Raw genomic sequence first — 21,879 nt, 5'->3', positions numbered from 1 at the left:
AGGATAATAAGATGACAAATCAACAAAAGTTAAGGCAGGCTTTCGTAGAAGCGCTAGCCTTGCCTGCCGATACACAAGTCGAGGAATTGAAATATAACGCCATTCCGGAATGGGATTCCATTGCCCATATGGCGCTGATTGCGCATCTCGACGATACGTTCGATATTATGCTGGATACGGAAGACATTATCGACATTAGTTCCTTCGACAGAGCGGTAGAAATATTACAAAAATATGGGGTAGACTTTGAATGATTGCGCTGGAGGATAAGGTTATACTTATTACCGGCTCATCGAGAGGAATCGGACGGCAGGCTGCCCTGATGTTCGCAGCTTCGGGAGCCAAGCTAGCCCTTAATGCCCGCGATGAAAGCGTACTTCGAGGACTTCAACAAGAGATCGAGAAAACATTTGGAACGGAAGTCCTACCACTTCCTTACGATGTGAGAGATTTGGCGAAGGTAAAGGAAGCTTTCCTGCTAATTAAGAAGAAGTTCGGTCACTTGGATGCCCTGGTGAACAACGCCGGCATTCTTCAGGATCGTCTGCTCGGCATGATTGACGAGCAACTAATGCAGCAAACATTAGAAACGAATCTCTCGGCTGCGATTTATCATATGCAGTATGCGGCAAGATTAATGTCTCCTAGAAAGAAAGGGAGCATAGTCAATATTTCTTCAATTATAGGCACGAACGGAAATATGGGGCAAGTATTGTACAGCGCAAGCAAAGCTGGCCTAATCGGTGCTACGATGTCCGCCGCCAAGGAGCTGGCGCCTAACAACATCCGGGTGAATGCCGTAGCACCTGGATTCATCAATACGGATATGGCCAAGAACCTTCCGGAACAAAAGTTTAAAGAACGTCTGGAAAGCATTAAAATGGGTAGAATCGGGACGCCAGAGGATGTTGCAAACGTGATCTGGTTTCTATGCAGCGATTTGTCGAGTTACTTGACCGGTCAAGTTATCGGCGTGGATGGAGGAATGCTGATATGATGTTTTGGGAGCCTACCAACGCGAGCACTCCGGCCCTTATGGAGCCGAAGTTTAATCATATGGTCACGTATGGGCAACTTCATGAGAAGGTTAGCTCCTTCGTAGAACGTCTATCTTGTTTCTCCTCGACTAAGCAGCTGGGGATTATATTTGCAAGAAATACGGTAGATAGCGTTGTTGCTTACTTGGCCGCCTTGAATAAAAAAGACGCCGTATTACTGCTGGACGCTAGCTTAAAGGACGAATTAAGACAAAACTTTATTCGAACGTATAAGCCCGACTGGATCTTTGACAAAGAACTGATTCAGTTTAACAATACTGGAAGCCAAGAGCCGCATCCGGATTTGGCAGTGTTGCTCACGACATCCGGTTCGACCGGGAATCCGAGGGTCGTTCGGCTTTCATATAATAACCTGCAGAGCAATGCGGTTTCGATAGCGGAGTATCTTGACATTACAAATACGGAACGTCCCATTACTACGTTGCCGATGGCGTATTCCTATGGCTTGTCGATAATAAATAGCCATTTACATAAAGAAGCGACGCTTATCTTAACGGACGAATCTGTTATTAGCACGCGCTTCTGGGAGCTGTTCAACGCATGCGAGGCCACGTCATTCGCAGGCGTTCCCTACTTGTATCAGATGCTGCACAGGTTGCGGTTCGACCGGATGGTGCTCCCATCACTTTGCTCTTTTACGCAAGCTGGTGGGAGGCTGCCCGAGAAGCTGGCCGAATATTTCACTCGAGCCGCCCAGAACAAAAATTGCAAATTCACGATGATGTATGGACAAACAGAAGCCACCGCAAGAATTAGCTATGTTCCTCACGCCAAGCTTACAGAGAAACTTGGGAGTATAGGAATCGCCATTCCCGGAGGAAAACTCGAGTTGGATAAGCATACATCTGAGTTACTATACATGGGTCCTAACGTCATGATGGGATATGCTGAGAGCAGGGGAGATTTGACAAAAGGTGATCTGCTGAACGGTACTTTACGAACCGGCGATGTAGGCAGACAAGATGAGGACGGCTACTTTTGGCTGGAAGGAAGAATTAAGCGATTCATTAAGTTATATGGGTTGCGAATGAATTTGGACGATATCGAGCGGTTCATCGGTACGGAAATATCGATGCCTATCGCTTGTGTAGGCAAAGATGAATTAATCACAGTCGTGTTGGAAGGTCTAGAGGATATGGAAATAAAAAGCTTCATTCGGATAAAACTGAAGGAACAGTACAACATCCACCACACTTGCGTAAATGTCGTTTTCAAAGAAGTGTTGCCGGTGCTCGAAAACGGCAAAATCGATTATGGTAAGCTAAAGGAAGAGGTTCTAGTATGATTAATCGCATACTGTCATCCGACAACCCTTATCAATTGGCGCGCGAAGATAAACAATCGATGCTGCTTAAAGAACTGAACGTATTGACGGCGTTTCATTATCAGCATTGTATGCTGTATCAACGGATTATGGATAAGACATCCGTGATGACCGAAGCCGATGAAATCGCTCGTCTCCCTTATTTGCCGGTCCAACTCTTCAAGATGTTGGATTTATTCTCGTTGTCCGACGAGGAGCGCTTCAAGACGCTCAATTCAAGTGGTACGACAGGGCAGCAAGTTTCCCGAATTCATATCGATAAATTAACATCAGAAATGCAAACTAAGGCGTTGAACATGATTGTCCGTAGTTATTTGGGCAAAACAAGACTGCCGATGATTATTGCGGACAGGAATTTCTTAAAAAACCGTACCCAATTTAGTGCACGATCGGCCGGCACGATCGGGTTCTCCCAATTTGGCCATCATCATCTTTATTTGTTCGACGAGCATATGCAGCTTAAGGAATCGGAGCTTATCGAGTTTCTTGAGAAGTTCCAAGGCCAGAAAATCTTTTTGTTCGGCTTCACCTTTATTATTTGGGAGTACCTTCTTAACTACTTCAGACGAACTAACCGCACGCTGGATTTAAAGGGAAGTATCTTGATCCACGGAGGCGGCTGGAAAAAGCTCCAAAGCCAGTCGGTATCGGATGCCGTGTTCAAGGATTTGTTAAAAAAGCAGTTCAATATTACACATGTATACGACTATTACGGCATGGTTGAACAAGTTGGTTCTATCTATATGCAATGTGAATACGGGTATTTGCATACTCCGGACTTTGCGGAAGTTATCATCCGCCACGAGGAGACATTTGAGCCTGTTTCTCACGGAAACAGCGGGTTGATACAGGTGTTAAGCATTCTTCCTAGAAGCTATCCGGGTCACAGCCTGCTTACTGAAGATAGGGGAATGATCATTGGCGAAGACGATTGTGCCTGCGGTCGAAAAGGCAAGTATTTCATCGTCCACGGCAGACTTCCGAAGGCGGAAGCCAGAGGCTGTAGCGATACGTTTACTTCCGAGTAATCACGGGGAGGTCTTTGTATGCAAATTATTGTACCGAAGAAATTACAGCAGTTGGCGTGGAAAGAGCAAGTAGAGCTGGTGGCGAGCCGCTCGAATTTAGCTCCGTTCAACGAGACAGCGATCAAGTTTCTGGAGTCTTTGTCTAAAAGCATCTTATTGGACAAAACGATGCGTGGGTATCCTGAATTAATAGCTACCGCTCACTGGCTTCGGAAAAGTCATATCGTGGAGCTACAAAAAAAATTCGAAACATTCTGCATGAATCGGCATCTGCGGGCAAGAGGAACCGTCGTTCATTTCGCACCGGCGAACGTGGATTCCGTATTCATCTACTCCTGGATTCTCTCAATGTTGACGGGCAATAAGAACATTGTGCGCCTATCCCGTAGGAGTAATCCGCAGACCGATATTTTATTCAATAAAATCAATACGTTGCTGGAGCAAGAAGCGTTTCTTGACGTTGCCGATAGGACGCTGTTAGTTCGCTATAACTACGAGGAAGAGTTTACGAAGGCTCTCTCAGATGTCTGCCAGTTACGCGTTATTTGGGGAGGAGATCAGTCCGTCAAGACGATTCGGACTTGTCCGCTGCCGCCGAATGCCGTGGAGCTTGTTTTTCCTAATCGTTATTCCAAAGCGGTCATTCAAGCATCAAGCATTAACGACACGGACGATGCTGTAATGGGGGACGTGGCCAAGAAGTTTTATAATGATACTCTGTGGTACGGACAGATGGCATGTTCTTCTCCGCGTGAAATCTACTGGATAGGGGAAGAAGAAGAGGTTTCCTTGGCGAAAGAGCGATTCTGGAGTTACATAGACAGTGCTGTCGCGAAAGAAGGCTACAAAAACGAGACCTACGTTAACGTGCTTCGTCTAGTAACGGCGGACTTCTACGCGGCTCATGAGAATTCAGTCCAAGTAAGCAGAAGGGCTGCCAACAATCCCGTACGAGTAAGTATGAACGCTTACAACGAAGCCTTTGCCGATGTCCATTGCGGCGGCGGTTTGTTTTTGGAATATCGGATACCGCACATTAACGGGCTTACAGCGGTGATTAATGATAGGGATCAAACGCTAAGTTATTTCGGAGTATCGAAAGATCAACTCGTGGATTTTGTGAGCCGATTGCCGAATAGAGGAATCGATCGGATTGTTCCGTTCGGACAAGCACTTCAATTCGATTCGGTATGGGACGGATATGACCTGCTCGTGTATTTTACAAGAGAAGTTATGATCAGTTAAATTAATGATTAGGCGTTCATACGCTGAGCAGTCATAAAGAAATGATTATAAAAAGGTGAGCGAATCTTCTGCTCACTTTTTTTAACATATAAGAATTTATATGTTTTTGAGAGAGCGAAGCTTACCCCTATTATTTAATTTTTGGTAATATAGGGTTATGGACTCGAACGTAATGAAGCAAATATTTTTCGATGAGCATAGGCACTGGGAGGCCTTTATAGAGAAGCATAAAGAACATATTCGGTCGAACGTGCTGAAAGAGGTACAAAAGTTTCGTAGCTGTGGAGATCCTAAAAACGGGTTCAAGCTCCTTGTTTGTGAAGGATGTCATGACATTCGCAGAGTACCTTCTATTAAAAAAACCTATCTAATGAAAGCTAATCAAATTTCCGATAATATAGGTAGAAGTTTGATATTTAGATTAATATGGAGGTTTTCTTGTGCTCTTAACAATCTTGGATCAGTCCTTTAGATATTCTAATGATATTAACTCGATAGAGAATTGCTTGAAGCAGGTAGAAGAAATACTAGAAAAGAATGAGCTATATCTCAGCGTTATGAAGGTTGATGAGGTTGAGGTATATCAGGAGTTTCAAGAGTACTTAATAGAGCATATTGCAAGTGTTAAGACAATAAATGTTGAAGTTCAAACTTTAAAGCAGGTCATGGATGAATCCGTGATTTCCTTGCAAAGCTATCTGGACGGAGCTTTATTGGAGATCAAGAAGCTGGCCGATGAGTTTTATCAAGGTGCGGGCAAAGAAAGCTGGAACAAGCTTAATCAGTTGTTGGAGGCCCTATTATGGATTTCGCAGACCATTGAGACCGTTCAAAATAAACAGGTGTATCAGAATGCCTCGGATTATAAAGCAATTGCTGCCTCACTGCGTGAGGAGTTTGCTAATTTGGAGTGCGCCCTTACGGATCAAGATATGGTTTTAACGGGAGATATTATTAAATATGAGATTATTGCAATATTAGACCAGTTGCTTGGAATAGTAACGACCACTATTGACAATGAGGTAGCTCGACATGATCTCAGCTGATAATGTTTTGTATTTGAAGAATAGATTTTCAACCGTCTGGAATCAAGTTCAGCAATTGAAAGACCAACCGAAATCCGTTTTTTTCGATGTGGTCCCTTCAAAGAGCGGAGAACAAACCCTAATTGTAGATAGCCAAGGAAAGTCCCTATATGTGCATAGTAAATACAATCCTCGAGATGAAGCTGAACAATTCATTGCTCAATTGAAAGATGTGGAGCAGTATGGGCATGTTTTTTTCTATGGGGTTGGTTTAGGGTACCACGTAGAAGCTTTCTTCAGGAAATACCCGAGTGTCCCTTTTACTTTGTATGAACCTGCTCCTGAGCTCTTTGAATCCTTTTTATCAAGAGTATCACTTCCGAATATCCCGGCTTCATGTAAACACATATGCCTAGAACAGACGGCTGGGCATGGGCATGCTTTTTTAAAAAGTTTTGTTGAAGGGATACATGAAGATGTGTTGCTTGTTCAATTGCCTAGCTATGACAGGATATTTACTGATAAGGTAAATAGCTTCTCAGAACAGTTTAAAGAACTTCTTAATCAGAAGAAGCTATCTCTCAAAGTAAATAATGGCTATGAGAAACGTTGGATCTTAAATAGCCTTATAAATATAGAGGAAACGATCAGAACTCCGAATATTTTACTTGAAAAGTTGAATGTATTTAAGGATAAGCCTGTTATCGTAGTAGCCGCAGGGCCTTCTTTACAGGACGAAATGGAACAATTAAGGTATATTAAAGAACACGGTCTGGCTTATATTTTGTCAGTAGGTACTTCTATTAACGCACTGCTTGCTAACGGGATCCATCCGGACGCAGCGTGTACTTACGACCCGTCTCACTTAAACCAGAAAGTATTCAAAAATGTCAATGATCAAGGAATAACAGATATACCTCTCATCTTTGGCAGTAGTGTAGGGTTTGAAGTACTTAAGCAATACAAAGGCCCCAAGTTGCATGTGCTTACCAATCAGGATACGATTGCTCCTGTATTTCTAAAGCCAGAGCTACATGTACCCTTGGACACTGTACACGATGCCAGTACCATTACTGCAATAGCATTACAGCTCTTATATAAGCTTCAGGTTAAGAATGCATATTTGGTTGGTCAGAACCTTGCTTTTCGCGATAATTTGTTATATACAGTCGGCGCATTGGTTCTCAGACCTGAAGCAGAAGTGCTTGCTTCGGATCGCCGGAATGTGGTTCTAGTAGAGAGTGTACATGGAGAGCAGATCGAGACCACTCAAGACTACATGCTGATGAAGCTGCAGATCGAAGAGGTTTTAAAGAACCGTAAAGATATGGAGGTCGTCAATACAACCAAGGGTGGCGCCAAGATTGATCATACCACCTTTGTCCCACTGGAAGAGATCATCCAAACTCGTTTGAAAGAGCGTGTAGTGATCCCGAATTGGTACGAACACAGTGGATGGAGCTATGATCTCGAATACGCCCGAAAGAAAGCAACAGAAATGAAAAACGAGCTTAACCAGCTTCGTAAGTATTACAATCAGATTACCGGCCTGTTCAACGATATTAATCGATGCAAGGATCGCAAAGACAAGCGGGGCTTGGCGCAGCTGTTCAACAAGTTTGATAAGGTGATTATGAAAATCCGCTCTAACCTTTTCTTTCAAGTATTTATTAAGCCTATGAACCGGGTTCAAGAAGAGCTACTGTTGAAGCAAATGGAGAAGATTCGATTCGAAAATGATCTCGTTGCCCGAGCGGAGTTGATCATTCAAATTTTCGGTAAGTTTTTATATGGTTGCCAGGTAGATACAGCAAATATAACTCCCGTGTATGATGCCATCCATAACTATATTTTAAAGTTAGAGCCATCGGAGTGATCAACTATGTTTAAAAAGATACTCGTAACAGGAGCTGACGGATTTATTGGTTCCCACCTCACCGAAATGTTGGTAAGACAGGGATACCAAGTCAGGGCATTCGTGTTGTACAACTCCTTCAATTCATGGGGATGGCTGGATTATGCGCCTAAAGAAATTCAGGATCAAATAGAAATTTTCTCGGGTGATATCCGCGATCCCCATGGAGTAAAAGCGGCTATGACAGGATGCGATGCTGTGCTGCATCTGGCAGCTTTGATCGCAATCCCGTATTCTTATCACTCTCCGGATACTTATGTGGATACGAATGTGAAAGGTACGCTTAATGTGGTACAGGCTGCTAGAGAGCTTGGCGTATCTAAGGTTGTTCACACTTCAACGAGTGAGGTGTATGGTACCGCAAGATTCGTGCCTATCACGGAAGAACATCCGCTTCAAGGGCAATCTCCTTATTCGGCGTCCAAGATTGGAGCGGATCAGATGGCTATGTCGTTCTATACTTCCTTTCAAACTCCAGTAGCTATTATCAGGCCTTTCAACACTTATGGTCCAAGACAATCGGCTAGAGCTGTGATTCCGACAATCATTACACAAATTCACGCAGGCCAGCAATCGATTCAACTGGGATCGTTACATCCTACACGTGATTTTAACTATATTGAAGATACAGTCGGAGGGTTTATTTCTGTTCTGAAATCGGAAAGATCAATAGGAGAAGTCATTAATATCGGCAGTAATTTTGAAGTTTCAATCGGGGAGACAGTTCAGTATATTGCTGATGTCATGCAAGCCAGCATAGAGGTTAAGGAGGACACCGTCCGGTTGCGTCCGGAAAAGAGCGAAGTGGAACGTCTGTGGGCGGACAACTCGAAAGCGAAAGAGCTGTTAGGCTGGGAACCGATCTATAGCGGAAAGACAGGCTTCAAGCAAGGATTAGCCCATACAGTGGAATGGTTCACACAATCCGGTCAAGCAGTTGGCTACAAAGCTGGGATTTATAATATATGAGCAAGCAAAGTGATATAACATCAATTGTGGTAACAAAGCTAAAGGAAATAGTCCCAAATCAAGATTTCGTAGCACTTCATGAGCCATTATTCCGAGGGAATGAATGGAGTTATGTAAAGGAATGTTTGGATACTAGCTGGGTCTCTTCCGTTGGCAAATATGTTGATTTATTCGAACGCAAGCTTGCTGAGTATACCGGAACGGACTATGCTATAGCGGTTTCCAATGGCACGGCCGCGCTGCATGCGGCTTTGATTGTTGCGGGAGTGGAAGCGGGGGACGAGGTGATTATGCCTACACTGTCCTTTGTGGCCACTGCAAATGCGGCAGCTTATATCGGGGCTGTTCCTCATTTTGCGGATATTGAGGAATCCACGTTAGGTTTGGATGCTAACAAATTAGACGAGCATTTGGCTCGTATCACTGAGATTCGATCAGACGGGTGCTATAATAAAAACACAGGGTATCGGATTAAAGCGGTTGTACCGATGCACACTTTTGGACATCCGGTAGACTTGGATCCGCTTGTTGAGATTTGCAAACACTATAAGCTGGTCCTAGTTGAGGATGCGGCAGAATCTATGGGTAGTTTTTACAAGGGACGGCATACTGGTAACTGGGGGCTGCTTTCTGCAGTAAGCTTCAATGGTAATAAAATTGTGACCACCGGAGGGGGAGGGGCGATTCTAACGAATGATGCTTCTCTTGCCAAGCAGGTCAAGCATTTGACAACAACGGCCAAGGTGCCTCACAAATGGGAGTTTGTACATGACCGTATCGGATTCAATTACCGGATGCCTAACCTTAATGCTGCATTGGGCTGTGCACAGCTAGAACAGCTGCCGGATTTTATCGAAAAGAAGCGGGCAGTCGCACAAGTTTACCAGCAAGCTTTTGCAGGGATAGAAGGAGTCGTCTGCTTTAAAGAAACTGGTTTCGCACAGAGTAATTATTGGCTTAATGCGCTTTTGTTGCATGAGTCCCATGCCTCCTGTCGAGATGATATCCTCGGGCAAACCAATAGCCAGGGAATCATGACAAGACCTGCATGGAATCCGCTGCACACATTAGATATGTTTGTTAATTGTCCTTCTATGGATCTATCCATGGCAGTAAGTGTATGCAATAGACTTATTAATATACCGAGCAGTGCTTGTTTGGGAGACGAGTATGCATAAACGAAAAATTGCTATTGTGACAGGAACCCGCGCAGAATATGGACTTCTGTATTGGTTGATGAAAGAAATAGAAGCGGATCGTGATTTGGAGCTGCAGGTAATCGTTACAGGAATGCATCTGTCTCCTGAGTTTGGCCTGACCTACCGGCTTATTGAGAAGGATGGGTTTCGTATTAATGAGAAAGTAGACATGTTGCTCTCTAGCGATACACCTGCTGCTGTCACGAAATCTATCGGGCTGGCCATAATCGGCTTTGCAGATACTTACACCAGGTTGAAACCGGATATCGTTGTCCTACTAGGTGACCGGTATGAAGCTTTGGCCGCGGCGCAAGCAGCTATATTGGCCCGTATTCCTATTGCTCATATTCATGGAGGAGAAATCACAGAGGGGGCTGTGGATGAAGCGATCCGCCATTCGATTACGAAAATGTCCCACTTGCATTTCACTGCGGCCGAGCCTTACCGTAAGAGGGTCATACAGCTAGGTGAAAATCCGGAATATGTATACAATTTTGGGGCGCCGGGCATAGAGAATATGAAGCGTGTGAAGTTACTGAGCAGAGAGGCTCTTGAAGAGGCCATTCAATGTAAGCTCGGGGCTTTTCTTTTTCTTGTTACCTATCACCCTGTGACCCTTGAAGAAGAGGGTTCGGAAAGGGCGATGCATGAGCTGCTGCACGCACTGGAACAGTATTCAGAAGCAACGATTCTGTTCACTAAACCGAATTCAGATGCGGATGGACGGATTATTATCGAAATGCTTGAGCAATATGCCCTGAAACATCCGGATCGGACGCGGTTATTTTCATCGATGGGGCAGGCAAACTATTTAAGCGCCTTATCACATTGCGATGCGGTAATAGGGAATTCATCAAGCGGAATTATCGAAGCCCCCTTTTTTAGAAAACCTACGGTTAATATAGGCAAAAGACAAGATGGCAGGTTAAGAGTTCCGTCTATCATTGATTGCGGCGAAACGTCTGAAGAGATTGAAGATGCCATCGGCCAAGCCTTATCGGACGAGTTTAAGCAAAGATTGAATTCTGTTGTATCCCCATATGGAGAAGGGGCAACCTCGCAGCTTATTAAGGATAAGCTGAAGCAGGTCCGCCTAGAGGAAATTCTTTTTAAACGTTTTTATGACATGTAATATTAATGATTATAATGCCTGTAGACAGAAGGGGGAATCAGATTGAAACATACGTACATTATTGCTGAAGCGGGAGTGAATCATAACGGTTCCATTCAGATGGCCAAGCAGTTGATAGATGCCGCTGCCGAAGCCGGGGCTGATGCGGTTAAATTCCAAACCTTCAAGGCAGATCATTTAGTAACTCAAGACGCTCCGAAAGCACAATATCAGCAAACAACGACTCACCGTACTGAAACCCAATATGAAATGCTCAAAAAGCTTGAACTCAGTGAACAAGATCATATAGAGCTATTGAATTATTGTAAACAGAGGGGTATCAATTTCCTGTCTACCCCATTTGATCTTGAGAGTATCGATCTGCTTACGCAGACCTTGCAGCTCACTCAATTAAAAATATCTTCAGGAGAGATTACTAATGCTCCCCTGTTGTTGAAGGCAGCAAGATCAGGTGCATCTCTAATCGTTTCTACGGGAATGAGTACATTGGAAGATATTGAGGCTGCGCTTGGTGTGCTGGCCTTTGGATATACAGCTCCTACTACGGAGAGTCCATCAAATGAGGCATTTCAAAAGGCTCTTGCTTCAAAGGGAGGGAAACAGGTGCTGATGGAAAAGGTTACGCTGCTGCACTGTACGACAGAGTACCCGGCGCCTTTCTACGATGTCAATCTGTTAGCTATGGATACGTTGAGGGAGGCCTTCGGACTCAAGGCAGGCTTTTCAGATCATACGGCAGGGATAACTGCCCCAATTGCAGCTGTCGCAAGAGGTGCGAACGTGATTGAGAAGCACTTTACACTTGACCGTAATTTGCCGGGTCCAGACCATAAGGCATCTCTCGAGCCCAAAGAATTAATTTTGATGATTACTTCCATTCGTCAAGTAGAGTCGCTGCTAGGCAGCCCAAGTAAAACGCCAGCTCCATCGGAACAAAAGAATCTCGCTATAGCAAGGAAAAGTATTGTAGCAGCTCGCGCAATTAAGCGGGGGGAGTTATTCACTGAAAGCAATCTTGCCGTAAAGCGTCCGGGTGGCGGACTTTCACCGATGTGTTATTGGGACATAGTAGGTAAAAGAGCGGAAAAGGATTATGCTCCGGATGAGCAGGTGCTGTGATGTCATTACCGATCCTGGTAATTGGCGGCGGAGGTCATGCGAGAGTTCTTATTGACGGCATGCTCCTGCAAGGCCGCACTATTATAGGCTACACGGAAATGGACACTGGAGCAAAGCGCGAAGCCATACTAGGTGTTCCATTTGTAGGAGGAGATGATTGTATCCATCGTTATTCTCCGCATGAATTGCTGCTAGTCAATGGAATCGGCTCTATCGGATCTCCAGAAAGACGCAGAAAGATATTCGAGTCTTTCAAATCGAAAGGCTACTCTTTTTATTCATTTGTCCATCCTTCGGCAATCTTAGCGCCCACAGCGCAGCTTGGAGAGGGTGTTCAAATTATGGCCGGCGCGATTGTTCAAACAGGAAGCAGTATTGGGGATAACACAATTTTAAATACAAAAGCTTCAGTCGATCATGACTGCAATATTGGAAACCACGTACATTTAGCGCCGGGCACAACACTATCCGGAAGCGTGCATGTGGAAGATGGCGTACATATAGGCACTGGGGCCACTGTGATTCAGCAAATTCATATTTACAAAAATAGCATTATTGGAGCAGGCTCTGTCGTAGTCAAGGACGTCATGGCTGGAAGAACGGTTTATGGAGTCCCGGCAAAGGAAGTGAAGGTATGAAGAACTGGAAAGAAATCATTGTTACGCCTACTACGTCAATTATGCATACTCTTGAAATTATCGATCAAGGAGCTTTGCAGATTGCTCTTGTTTCTGATGGGCAGAACAGACTGCTTGGTACGATTACAGATGGGGATATAAGAAGGGGAATTTTGCGGGGGGTTTCGCTAGATTCGCCATGCAGTCAGATCATGAATGAAAGGCCGATAACAGCGGGAATTCATGATAATAAAAAAACTATTTTTAGCAAAATGAAGGAACGGGGCCTTCATCATATTCCTGTTATTGACGATGAGGGACATCTTGTCCGAATGGAAATGCTGGACCAACTCGTCAATTCGAACCGCAAATCTAATTGGATTGTTCTAATGGCGGGAGGCTTGGGGACGCGGTTAAGCCCGATGACAGATGAATGCCCAAAGCCACTATTAAAGGTGGGGAGTAAACCTATTCTGGAGACAATCATAGAAAATTTTGTTGAGCATGGTTTTTACCGTTTTTATTTATCAGTTAATTACAGAGCGGATATGATTAAGGAATACTTCGGTGATGGATCCAAATGGGGGATAGAGATCAGGTATATACATGAACACATGCGGTTGGGGACGGCTGGTGCACTTAGTTTGTTAGCGGAGTACCCTAGAGAGCCGTTTGTGGTAATGAACGGTGACCTGTTAACTAAGGTGAACTTTCAGCAATTGCTGGAGTTCCATACAGAGAATAGTGGCAAAGCTACAATGTGTGTACGTGAATATGAATTCCAAGTTCCCTATGGGGTAGTTCAGGTAGACCACCACAGACTGCTCAATATTGTAGAGAAGCCGAGGCAAAAATTTTTCGTAAATGGCGGTATTTATGTGCTTAATCCAGAGGTACTGGATTTTATACCGAAGGAAACGTTTTTTGACATGCCCAGCTTGTTTGAATGTCTAATTAGAGAGCAGTTGGAAACAGCCGTGTTTCCAATAAGAGAGTATTGGATTGACATCGGAAGAATTGATGATTTTAATCGAGCAAATGATGAGTACAAAGAGAGGTTCATATGATAGAGGGAAAAAGTGTATTGGCTATAATACCCGCACGTGGCGGTTCGAAAGGCGTACCTCGTAAAAATATTAAGGATCTCGCCGGCAAACCGCTTATTGCGTGGACGATTGATCAAGCCCAAAAGTCTAACTATATAGACCGCCTGATTTTATCCTCCGAGGACGCGGAGATTATCGAAGTAGCCCGGGCATTAGGATGCGAGATTCCTTTCGTTCGTCCAGCAGAATTAGCAACTGATGAAACCTCAGGATTGGAGCCGGTATGGCATGCTTTAAACCATGTGCCGAGTTATGATTATATAGTATTATTACAACCAACCTCTCCTCTAAGAACGGCGGCTGATATAGATACTTGTTTGGAATTATGCATTCAGCACAATGCCCCTTCATGTGTTTCGGTTACAGTTCCTGATAAAAGTCCTTATTGGATGTATACATTGGATGAAGAAAGCCGTATGACTCCGTTCATTGATATAGAATTGAAACCGCGGCGACAGGATATGCCTCCATTGGCATCTTTAAACGGAGCGGTTTATGCTGCGGAATGCGAGTGGCTTCAAGCTAAACGCACTTTTATTACAAAGGAAACGATAGCGTATTTCATGCCAAGAGAGCGATCTATTGATATTGATTCAGAATTTGATCTGCAAGTAGCTGGCGCTATCATCGGGATGAATTTATAATTAAAGTTTAAGCGTCTGAACCATAATTGATTACATATGCCTATAACGAAAGCCGTCAAAAAGATTCATAAATATTTTCTCCTCAAACCTATATAAAGGTCTAATAGTACAACAGAAGGTTACCGATATAGTTATTATATACTATCGGATGGAGGGTTTATATTGAGTACTCATCTTCCTGTAAACACTGTATCCCCGGACTGGACAGCTGCAGTTGAATCAACTCCCAAGATAAAGTCAAGCTCGAGCGATACTGCTAGAACAGAACCATTTATTGTAGCGAGCGTTAACAATATTTCCGAATTAAAACGTGCGGAACTTAAAGGAGAACATATTTCTTTAAGTGATGAGCAGATGGTGAAAGCAATTGAGCGAGCAATAAAGGCGATGCAAGGCAAATCAACATCTTTGGAATTTTCAATTCATGAGAAGACGAGATTAATTTCCGTAAAAGTGAAAAATAATGACAACGGAGAAATTATTCGTGAAATCCCTCCTGAAAAAACTCTAGATTTTGTAGCCAAGCTATGGGAGATGGCCGGAATCTTGGTAGATGAACGAAGATAACAATGAAGTTAAGAGGTGATTATTATGGTAATGCGTATTACTGGTTTAGCTTCCGGTTTTGACACCGAAACGACAGTGGCCAAACTTATGCAGGCTCAAAGAATACCGTTGGACAGGCTATTACAAAAGAAGCAACTGCTAGAGTGGAAGCGCGATGATTATAGGGCATTGAACAGTAAAATATTAGAGCTTCGAACCGCCGCTTCTGATATGAAGCTGCCGTCCAAATATCAAAGTAAGAAAGTATCTTCAACGGATGACGCTTCGTTGTCTGTTACAGCTACAGCCGCGGCTAATGAGGGGATCTATAAAATTAAGATCGGTAAATTGGCAGAAGCGGCATCGTTGAGTTCCTCGGCAGTATTAGGGGCGGGCTCAGAAACTAAAAAACTCAAGGATTTAGACGCTGGTTTCGTTGCTTCAACTTTTAACATTACCGGGGAAAAAGGCTCTGCTACCATTCAACTAAATCCGGAGGATACTATTGCTCAGTTTATTACGAATGTAAATGGGAAATCTAATACGACCGGGATAAAAGCAACTTATGATTCAACGATAGATAAGGTGCTTTTCGTGACCTCCTCTACAGGCACAGCATCAAAAATTGATCTTAAAATGGAAGGGAGTTCTGATATCTTTGGGCTCGGTCTTTCAGGTGCCGAGTCGGGGCAGACAATACATGGAACAACCGGAGGCGTAGCGCTTACTTCTACCTCCTATGTAGATAAATCACTGACCGCAGACAAAAAATTAAAAATTCAAATTAATGGCGGTACAGCCTATGAATTTAAGGTTACCTCAAAAACTACAGTGGGTCAGTTAGTAGACTCCATAAACTCTTCCGACTTAGGACAAACTAAAGGTGTCTCCGCTTATATTGACGGGTCTGGAAATTTGGCCTTTTTTAACAAGAATAGTACGGACGTGGTTACTTTCGATGACGATAGCAGCGGTGCTTTACTAGGTAAATTGGGATATCTTCAAGGAGGTAACGAGTCATCTGCTCTTACTTACTCCCAAAAGACAGTGTCCGGGAAAAATGCAGAAGTTTACTTTAATGGCAGCACTGATCCTGTAACATATGCTACAAACAATTTTTCGATTAGTGGAATGAACTTTACGGCTAAAAAAGTAACTGCTGGCGAAGTCGATGTAACCGTATCTCAGGATGTCGATACAATCTATAATACGATTAAAACATTTGTCGAGAAGTATAATGAATTAATCGATTTGGTCAAAAATAAAATTTCAGAGAAATCATACCGTGACTTTCAACCTTTAACTGATGAGCAGAAGAAGGATATGAAAGAAGATGATATTAAGCGCTGGGAAGAGAAGGCTAAGAGCGGAATGCTCGCGAATGACCAAATATTAAGCAGTGGATTGAATAGCTTTCGCCAAGCATTATCTTCTGTAATCCAAGGAATTCCTGACAATCAATTAAAAAGCTTATCTGATATTGGCATTTCAAGCAGCAATGTTTCCGGCGGCGTAATTACGGGCAATTATCTTGAAAATGGAAAGCTTTATATAGATGATGCAAAGCTAAAAGCTGCTATTGCACAACATCCTGATGAGGTGTCCAAGTTGTTTTTGGCGAATGACGGTGATCCTGAGTCTTCTGCAGGTGACGGTATTGCTGTCCGGATGTACGATCAGGCCAACCAACTTTTTTCCAAAATATCTAATAAAGCGGGTTTGCAGGTTACAGTTCAAAGTAAATATTTAATTGGTAAAACTTTACTTGATATCGATAAGCAAGTTGATAGTTTAAGTAGACGAATGGATGCTCTTGAAACACGTTATTATAAGCAATTTAGTGCTATGGAGAATTATATTAACCAAATGAATGCCCAAAGCGCCTATCTGAGCCAACAGTTTAAAATGTAAATGAGGAGGTATCATCATGATCCAAGCTCAGGCTCAGGCCCAAGCACAGCGAAATAAATATCTTGAAACAACTATCCAGACGGCCACTCCTGCACAACTGCTGATCATGTTATGCGATGGGGCTATTCGTTTCTGTAAAAGTGCAATTGAAGCTATTAAAAATAATAATCATCAAGAAGCCAACACACAATTTGTTAAGGTACAAAATATCATAAGTGAATTTATCATTACAATTGATCGTTCCGCACCTGTGGCTGATTCTTTACTAAGACTCTACGAATACTTCAACTATAGATTAATTGAAGCTAATATAAAAAAAGCGGTTGAGCCTGCTGAGGAAGTGCTTGGATATCTGGTTGAATTGAAGGAAACTTGGATTCAAGCAGCTAAAGCTGCGCTCTCAGACAACCAATCAGGTGTATCCATTGGATAGGCTAATTACAGAACTTGAGGAACTCACCCGACAAGGCTTGGAACAAATTGAACAAATGACTTATGAATCTGTTGTGGAATTTATCGAGCGGCGGTCCAGGATTATTGACGATTTGGCTAATCTTAATGCAGATAAAAGTGAAAAGCTCTTTTTTCTGGAAAGGGTTAACAGGGTTATCGGCTACGACCCCGTGTTTATCCAAAGAATGAACGAGTTGAAAGAAGAAGCAAGAATACATTTAGCTAAATTAGAGACAGGTCGAGTCCAACGAAATGCATATGATTATGAGAGTGTATATGAAACGGAAAGTTTGTTCTTCGATAAAAAGAAGTAAAGAAATTGATAAATTAGGGAGGAGATAAGCAAATGAGTTTTAGTATCGGAGGCAATCCTGTTAAAGGAGTTGTTGTCAGCACCATTGAATCGGGAAAAGCAATTGCTGAACAAGTGGTAACGCAGCAAATTAAAGATGTGCTGAATGACCCCGCCAAAAATACAAGAACGATGCAGCAACCATCAGGCTTAAGTACTTTTCTGGATATTAAGGTGTAACGAGATGCATATATGGAACGCGCAGGACCGAGTCATTGGATTCGGTCTTTTTTGTAGATAAACTTGCAAGTTCAATGATAATTTTCCACAAAAGATGCAATTATTCCTCCCCAATCTGTGGATAATGTGCATAACTATGTGTATAACTATTCTGAAAACGGTACTGTAAGCTTGCTGGAACTGACTTTAAGCCTGTGAATAATGAATACCGAGTTATTAAGATCATGTTAATACTTGAATTTTCGAAATATTTGGCTAACAATACATGGATATAATTGACATACGCAAATGGAGGATGATATATTCAAAATGTGGGCACAGCGCCTAATTTATATGTAGATTTTATTTGATAATGAAGGGAATGTTTGGCATGCAGGGTAAAGTCAAATGGTTTAACGCAGAAAAAGGATACGGTTTCATTGAGCGCGAAGACGGCGGAGATGTATTCGTACACTTCTCGGCTATCCAAACAGAAGGCTTCAAAACATTGGAAGAAGGCCAATCCGTCGAGTTTGATATCGTAGAAGGCGCTCGCGGACCTCAAGCAGCAAACGTTACCAAGTTGTAATCGATCGGCAAGCACTTGCCTGCTTGTATAGATGGATGACGTTGTGGCTACAAACACGCAGCACCCTGGAAGCAATTCCGGGGTGTTTTTATTTTGTTCACCAAATTGATAGAAAATTCCGAAAAATGCAACAAAAAGTGTAAAGGATTTTTGAAGGGGGGCGGGGAATATAGTATAATAGGTACATGAAAGGAGGAGAAGTACAATGAAATTCAACATTCGTGGACAAAATATCGAGGTAACCGAGGCGCTGAGAGACTATGTTGAGAAAAAGCTGAGCAAGCTGGAAAGGTACTTTGAAACTCCCCCTACATCTGAAGTCTATGTAACATTAAGCGTGGTGAAAGGTTTCCAGGCTGTCGAGGTGACGATTCCGTTGACCGGAGTCATGCTGCGGGCCGAGGAAAAAAGCAATGACATGTACGCTTCCATCGATCTTGTGACCGATAAGCTGGAGCGGCAAATACGCAAGCATAAGACGAAAGTGAATCGAAAAATTCGCCAAGAGGGCGGCATACGGGATATTTTGAAAGTCGATTCCCCGGTTCTCATAGAGGAAGATGAAGACTACGAGCTGGTGAGGACGAAACGGTTTACATTAAAGCCGATGGATATCGATGAGGCGATTCTGCAAATGAATATGGTGGGACATAACTTCTTCGTTTTCTCCAACATGGCGACGGAGCAGGTAAATGTCGTGTACAAGCGCAATGACGGCAAGTACGGCTTAATCGAACCGGCTAATTAATATACGATCATTCAGGAGCTTGCCTGCCGGCAGGCTCCTTTCAGGTATAAAGGAAGCGAAATGGCAGAAAGCTATAACGGACAATGCGCAGTTCTTGCGACTCTTGTCGCAAACTGCTACAATTTAAGGCAAACCGTTCTTATAAAAGGGAGATGAGCCCATGTTAGGACTCGTTAAGAAAATATTCGGCGATTCCAACGAGCGTGAAGTGAAACGCTTAATGAAAACCGTCGATGCCATCAATGAACTGGAATCATCCATTTCCGCATTGTCGGATGAGGAGCTGCGGAACAAGACGACGGAATTCCGCGAACGCTTGGATAAGGATGAAACTTTGGACGATCTGCTGCCCGAAGCTTTCGCCGTTGTGCGTGAAGCGTCCAAGCGTGTGCTGGGCAAGCGCCACTATGACGTACAGCTGATCGGGGGCATGGTGCTGCACGAAGGCCGAATAGCGGAAATGCGGACCGGTGAAGGTAAAACATTGGTAGGTACGCTGCCGGTCTATTTGAACGCCCTGTTAGGCAAAGGCGTTCACGTCGTGACCGTCAATGATTACTTGGCTCAACGCGACAGCGCGGAGATGGGAAAAATTTATGAATTTCTCGGAATGACCGTAGGCGTCAATCTGAACAGTCTGGAGCATTTGCAGAAGCAGCAAGCTTATGCATGCGATATTACGTACGGGACGAACAATGAGTTCGGCTTCGATTATTTGCGCGACAATATGGTGATGTATAAAGAGCAGATGGTGCAGCGTCCGTTATATTTCGCGGTCATCGACGAAGTGGACTCCATTCTCGTAGACGAAGCGAGAACGCCGCTCATCATATCGGGACAAGCTGCGAAGTCAACCGATTTGTATTATCAGGCGGACCGGTTTGTCAGCCGGTTGAAGGAAGAAGAAGACTATACGATCGATGTTAAAATGCGCTCGACGACGCTGACGGAAGCGGGCGTTGCAAAGGCGGAGCAGGCGTTTAATATCGAAAACTTGTTCGATCATGCGAATGTCACATTGAATCATCATATTACCCAGGCGTTGAAGGCGCATGTCATTATGAAGCGCGACGTCGATTATGTCGTTCAGGACGAGGAAGTAATTATCGTTGATGAATTTACGGGACGTTTGATGACAGGCCGCCGCTACAGCGAAGGATTGCACCAGGCGATCGAAGCGAAAGAAAAGCTGCAGGTGCAGAACGAGTCGATGACGCTGGCCACGATCACGTTCCAGAATTACTTCCGTATGTACCGCAAGCTTTCCGGCATGACAGGTACCGCAAAAACCGAGGAAGAAGAGTTTAAGAAGATCTACGGGCTGGAAGTGGTAGTCGTGCCGACGAACCGTCCGATGATCCGTCAGGATCATCCGGATATCGTGTACAAGTCGGTCAACAGCAAATTTCGCGCCGTCGTCGATGAGATCGTAAACCGGCACCAAAATAAACAACCGGTACTGGTCGGTACCGTATCGATCGAAAATTCCGAGCGGTTGTCGGAAATGCTGAAACGCAAAGGCGTGCAGCATAAAGTATTGAACGCCAAATATCATGCCGAGGAAGCCGAGATCGTCTCGCGCGCCGGACAGCCGGGCTCCGTGACGATTGCAACGAACATGGCCGGCCGCGGTACGGATATTGTGTTGGGCGAAGGCGTACCGGAGGCAGGCGGCCTGCATATTATAGGTACGGAGCGGCATGAAAGCCGGCGGATCGATAATCAGCTGCGCGGCCGCGCAGGACGTCAGGGCGACCCGGGCTCCTCGCAATTTTATTTGTCGATGGAAGATGAGCTGATGCGCCGCTTTGGCGCCGAGAACATCATGGGCATGATGGACCGTTTAGGCTTTGAAGAGGATCAGCCGATCGAGAGCAAGCTCATTACGAAAGCGGTCGAATCCGCCCAGAAGCGGGTAGAGGGCAATAACTTTGATGTACGGAAAGTCGTTCTTCAATATGACGACGTGATGAATCAGCAGCGTGAAATTATATATAAACAGCGCCGCGAGGTTATGGAATCGGATAATATTCGCGACATTTCGTTGGGCATGATTATGCCCGTCGTGGAGCGGATTGCGGAAGCGCACTGTCCGGCCGACCTGGTACCGGAGGAATGGGATTTGCAGGCGATTATCGATTATGCGAACGGTACCTTCCTTTACGAAGGCCAAGCGACCGCAGACGAGCTGTGGGGCAAGGAAAAGGAAGAAATTGTCGAATACCTTAAAGATATCGTCATGCGCACCTACGAGGAGCGGGAGCAGGCGATCAGCGAAGAATTTATGCGCGAGTTCGAGAAGGTGGTCGTGCTTCGGGCGGTCGATTCCAAATGGATGGATCATATCGATGCGATGGACCAGCTTCGTCAAGGGATTCATCTTCGTGCCTATGGCGGTACCGATCCTTTGCGCGAATACCAGTTTGAAGGGTTCGAGATGTTCCAGGAGATGATCCAGAGCATCCAGGAAGAAGTTGCTACGTACATTATGAAAGCTCACGTAGAAGCCAATCTGGAGCGTCAGCCGGTAGTTGAAGCGCAAGCGGTCAGCACCGACGGCGAGCCAGCCCCGAAAAAGCCGGTTGTGAACGAGGACCGAATCGGCCGCAACGACTTATGTCCGTGCGGCAGCGGCAAAAAATACAAGCAGTGCCATGGCGAAGCTTAATAGCGGCATTAAAGCGATGAATATAGGGCGTCGGCGATGGATGGCCGGCCCCTTTTCTTGTACAATGAACTC

22 protein-coding genes and 1 pseudogene are annotated in these 21,879 nt (G+C 44.3%); all 23 read left to right on the top strand.

Annotated features, from left to right (window positions below; translation table 11 throughout):
* The first annotated feature begins 11 nt into the window (after nucleotides 1-11).
* The 23 genes and pseudogenes from E1757_RS26570 (at nucleotide 12) to secA (ending at nucleotide 21,807) form a co-directional block, all read left to right on the top strand.
* Complete coding sequence (locus E1757_RS26570; RefSeq protein ID WP_133233917.1) at nucleotides 12-254, top strand: acyl carrier protein; 243 nt, start codon at nucleotides 12-14, stop codon at nucleotides 252-254.
* Nucleotides 251-997 (top strand): SDR family NAD(P)-dependent oxidoreductase, encoded by a 747-nt coding sequence (locus E1757_RS26565; protein ID WP_133233915.1) that lies wholly within the window; start codon nucleotides 251-253, stop codon nucleotides 995-997. The genes E1757_RS26570 and E1757_RS26565 overlap by 4 nt, the downstream gene beginning before the upstream one ends.
* Nucleotides 994-2,343, top strand: coding sequence for an AMP-binding protein (locus tag E1757_RS26560; protein WP_133233913.1), 1,350 nt, complete (start codon nucleotides 994-996; stop codon nucleotides 2,341-2,343). The genes E1757_RS26565 and E1757_RS26560 overlap by 4 nt, the downstream gene beginning before the upstream one ends.
* Nucleotides 2,340-3,410, top strand: coding sequence for a LuxE/PaaK family acyltransferase (locus E1757_RS26555; protein WP_133233911.1), 1,071 nt, complete (start codon nucleotides 2,340-2,342; stop codon nucleotides 3,408-3,410). Before E1757_RS26560 ends, E1757_RS26555 begins: the two co-directional genes overlap by 4 nt.
* A gap of 18 nt (nucleotides 3,411-3,428) precedes the next feature.
* Nucleotides 3,429-4,655: an acyl-CoA reductase gene (locus E1757_RS26550; protein WP_133233909.1), complete on the top strand. Its 1,227-nt coding sequence runs from the start codon at nucleotides 3,429-3,431 to the stop codon at nucleotides 4,653-4,655.
* Nucleotides 4,656-4,812: 157 nt separating this feature from the next.
* Nucleotides 4,813-5,004 (top strand): annotated as a pseudogene (locus tag E1757_RS37310) (transposase zinc-binding domain-containing protein); the annotation flags it as partial.
* A gap of 91 nt (nucleotides 5,005-5,095) precedes the next feature.
* A complete protein-coding gene (locus E1757_RS26540; RefSeq protein WP_165972306.1) occupies nucleotides 5,096-5,701 on the top strand; it encodes a hypothetical protein in 606 nt (201 codons plus the stop codon).
* Nucleotides 5,688-7,556 (top strand): motility associated factor glycosyltransferase family protein, encoded by a 1,869-nt coding sequence (locus E1757_RS26535; protein ID WP_133233903.1) that lies wholly within the window; start codon nucleotides 5,688-5,690, stop codon nucleotides 7,554-7,556. Before E1757_RS26540 ends, E1757_RS26535 begins: the two co-directional genes overlap by 14 nt.
* A 6-nt stretch (nucleotides 7,557-7,562) precedes the next feature.
* Entirely contained in the window at nucleotides 7,563-8,564 is a 1,002-nt protein-coding gene (locus E1757_RS26530) for an NAD-dependent 4,6-dehydratase LegB (protein WP_133233901.1), read from the top strand.
* Entirely contained in the window at nucleotides 8,561-9,742 is a 1,182-nt protein-coding gene (locus E1757_RS26525; RefSeq protein ID WP_133233899.1) for a LegC family aminotransferase, read from the top strand. Before E1757_RS26530 ends, E1757_RS26525 begins: the two co-directional genes overlap by 4 nt.
* Nucleotides 9,735-10,895, top strand: coding sequence for a UDP-N-acetylglucosamine 2-epimerase (neuC, locus tag E1757_RS26520; RefSeq protein WP_133233897.1), 1,161 nt, complete (start codon nucleotides 9,735-9,737; stop codon nucleotides 10,893-10,895). The genes E1757_RS26525 and neuC overlap by 8 nt, the downstream gene beginning before the upstream one ends.
* Nucleotides 10,896-10,937: 42 nt before the next feature.
* Nucleotides 10,938-12,014: an N-acetylneuraminate synthase gene (neuB, locus tag E1757_RS26515; protein ID WP_133233895.1), complete on the top strand. Its 1,077-nt coding sequence runs from the start codon at nucleotides 10,938-10,940 to the stop codon at nucleotides 12,012-12,014.
* Nucleotides 12,014-12,652, top strand: a complete 639-nt coding sequence (locus E1757_RS26510; RefSeq protein WP_133233893.1) for an acetyltransferase — start codon at nucleotides 12,014-12,016, stop codon at nucleotides 12,650-12,652. Before neuB ends, E1757_RS26510 begins: the two co-directional genes overlap by 1 nt.
* Entirely contained in the window at nucleotides 12,649-13,698 is a 1,050-nt protein-coding gene (locus E1757_RS26505; protein WP_133233891.1) for a nucleotidyltransferase family protein, read from the top strand. Before E1757_RS26510 ends, E1757_RS26505 begins: the two co-directional genes overlap by 4 nt.
* Nucleotides 13,695-14,381: an acylneuraminate cytidylyltransferase family protein gene (locus E1757_RS26500; RefSeq protein WP_133233889.1), complete on the top strand. Its 687-nt coding sequence runs from the start codon at nucleotides 13,695-13,697 to the stop codon at nucleotides 14,379-14,381. Before E1757_RS26505 ends, E1757_RS26500 begins: the two co-directional genes overlap by 4 nt.
* A 162-nt stretch (nucleotides 14,382-14,543) precedes the next feature.
* Nucleotides 14,544-14,948, top strand: a complete 405-nt coding sequence (locus E1757_RS26495) for a flagellar protein FlaG (protein WP_246079540.1) — start codon at nucleotides 14,544-14,546, stop codon at nucleotides 14,946-14,948.
* A 24-nt stretch (nucleotides 14,949-14,972) separates the two neighbouring features.
* On the top strand, nucleotides 14,973-16,838 hold the full coding sequence (gene fliD / locus E1757_RS26490; RefSeq protein ID WP_133233887.1) for a flagellar filament capping protein FliD: 1,866 nt from the start codon (nucleotides 14,973-14,975) through the stop codon (nucleotides 16,836-16,838).
* Nucleotides 16,839-16,854: 16 nt separating this feature from the next.
* The gene (gene fliS / locus E1757_RS26485) at nucleotides 16,855-17,271 is read left to right on the top strand and encodes a flagellar export chaperone FliS (RefSeq protein ID WP_133233885.1); all 417 of its coding nucleotides are present in this window, start codon (nucleotides 16,855-16,857) and stop codon (nucleotides 17,269-17,271) included.
* Nucleotides 17,264-17,605 (top strand): flagellar protein FliT, encoded by a 342-nt coding sequence (gene fliT, locus E1757_RS26480; protein ID WP_133233883.1) that lies wholly within the window; start codon nucleotides 17,264-17,266, stop codon nucleotides 17,603-17,605. The genes fliS and fliT overlap by 8 nt, the downstream gene beginning before the upstream one ends.
* Before the next feature lie 32 nt (nucleotides 17,606-17,637).
* Nucleotides 17,638-17,823, top strand: coding sequence for a hypothetical protein (locus E1757_RS26475; protein ID WP_133233881.1), 186 nt, complete (start codon nucleotides 17,638-17,640; stop codon nucleotides 17,821-17,823).
* A 370-nt stretch (nucleotides 17,824-18,193) separates the two neighbouring features.
* Complete coding sequence (locus E1757_RS26470; protein ID WP_133233880.1) at nucleotides 18,194-18,391, top strand: cold shock domain-containing protein; 198 nt, start codon at nucleotides 18,194-18,196, stop codon at nucleotides 18,389-18,391.
* Nucleotides 18,392-18,596: 205 nt separating this feature from the next.
* The gene (gene hpf, locus E1757_RS26465; protein WP_133233878.1) at nucleotides 18,597-19,139 is read left to right on the top strand and encodes a ribosome hibernation-promoting factor, HPF/YfiA family; all 543 of its coding nucleotides are present in this window, start codon (nucleotides 18,597-18,599) and stop codon (nucleotides 19,137-19,139) included.
* A gap of 160 nt (nucleotides 19,140-19,299) precedes the next feature.
* Nucleotides 19,300-21,807: a preprotein translocase subunit SecA gene (gene secA / locus E1757_RS26460; RefSeq protein ID WP_133233877.1), complete on the top strand. Its 2,508-nt coding sequence runs from the start codon at nucleotides 19,300-19,302 to the stop codon at nucleotides 21,805-21,807.
* Nucleotides 21,808-21,879 lie beyond the last annotated feature (72 nt).

The sequence above is a fragment of the Paenibacillus piri genome (assembly GCF_004354045.1).
Taxonomy (GTDB): domain Bacteria; phylum Bacillota; class Bacilli; order Paenibacillales; family NBRC-103111; genus Paenibacillus_S; species Paenibacillus_S piri.
The sequence above is the reverse complement of the archived record's forward strand: the minus strand, read 5'-3'. Positions and strand labels throughout refer to the sequence as shown.

Coding starts and splice junctions, on each gene's coding strand:
- fliD (WP_133233887.1), top strand. CDS start 14,973: ATGGTAATGCGTATTACTGGTTTAGCTTCCGGTTTTGACACCGAAACG.
- E1757_RS26525 (WP_133233899.1), top strand. CDS start 8,561: ATGAGCAAGCAAAGTGATATAACATCAATTGTGGTAACAAAGCTAAAG.
- E1757_RS26565 (WP_133233915.1), top strand. CDS start 251: ATGATTGCGCTGGAGGATAAGGTTATACTTATTACCGGCTCATCGAGA.
- E1757_RS26475 (WP_133233881.1), top strand. CDS start 17,638: ATGAGTTTTAGTATCGGAGGCAATCCTGTTAAAGGAGTTGTTGTCAGC.
- hpf (WP_133233878.1), top strand. CDS start 18,597: ATGAAATTCAACATTCGTGGACAAAATATCGAGGTAACCGAGGCGCTG.
- fliS (WP_133233885.1), top strand. CDS start 16,855: ATGATCCAAGCTCAGGCTCAGGCCCAAGCACAGCGAAATAAATATCTT.
- E1757_RS26500 (WP_133233889.1), top strand. CDS start 13,695: ATGATAGAGGGAAAAAGTGTATTGGCTATAATACCCGCACGTGGCGGT.
- E1757_RS26570 (WP_133233917.1), top strand. CDS start 12: ATGACAAATCAACAAAAGTTAAGGCAGGCTTTCGTAGAAGCGCTAGCC.
- neuC (WP_133233897.1), top strand. CDS start 9,735: ATGCATAAACGAAAAATTGCTATTGTGACAGGAACCCGCGCAGAATAT.
- E1757_RS26535 (WP_133233903.1), top strand. CDS start 5,688: ATGATCTCAGCTGATAATGTTTTGTATTTGAAGAATAGATTTTCAACC.
- E1757_RS26470 (WP_133233880.1), top strand. CDS start 18,194: ATGCAGGGTAAAGTCAAATGGTTTAACGCAGAAAAAGGATACGGTTTC.
- secA (WP_133233877.1), top strand. CDS start 19,300: ATGTTAGGACTCGTTAAGAAAATATTCGGCGATTCCAACGAGCGTGAA.
- E1757_RS26550 (WP_133233909.1), top strand. CDS start 3,429: ATGCAAATTATTGTACCGAAGAAATTACAGCAGTTGGCGTGGAAAGAG.
- E1757_RS26560 (WP_133233913.1), top strand. CDS start 994: ATGATGTTTTGGGAGCCTACCAACGCGAGCACTCCGGCCCTTATGGAG.
- E1757_RS26510 (WP_133233893.1), top strand. CDS start 12,014: ATGTCATTACCGATCCTGGTAATTGGCGGCGGAGGTCATGCGAGAGTT.
- E1757_RS26530 (WP_133233901.1), top strand. CDS start 7,563: ATGTTTAAAAAGATACTCGTAACAGGAGCTGACGGATTTATTGGTTCC.
- E1757_RS26555 (WP_133233911.1), top strand. CDS start 2,340: ATGATTAATCGCATACTGTCATCCGACAACCCTTATCAATTGGCGCGC.
- E1757_RS26505 (WP_133233891.1), top strand. CDS start 12,649: ATGAAGAACTGGAAAGAAATCATTGTTACGCCTACTACGTCAATTATG.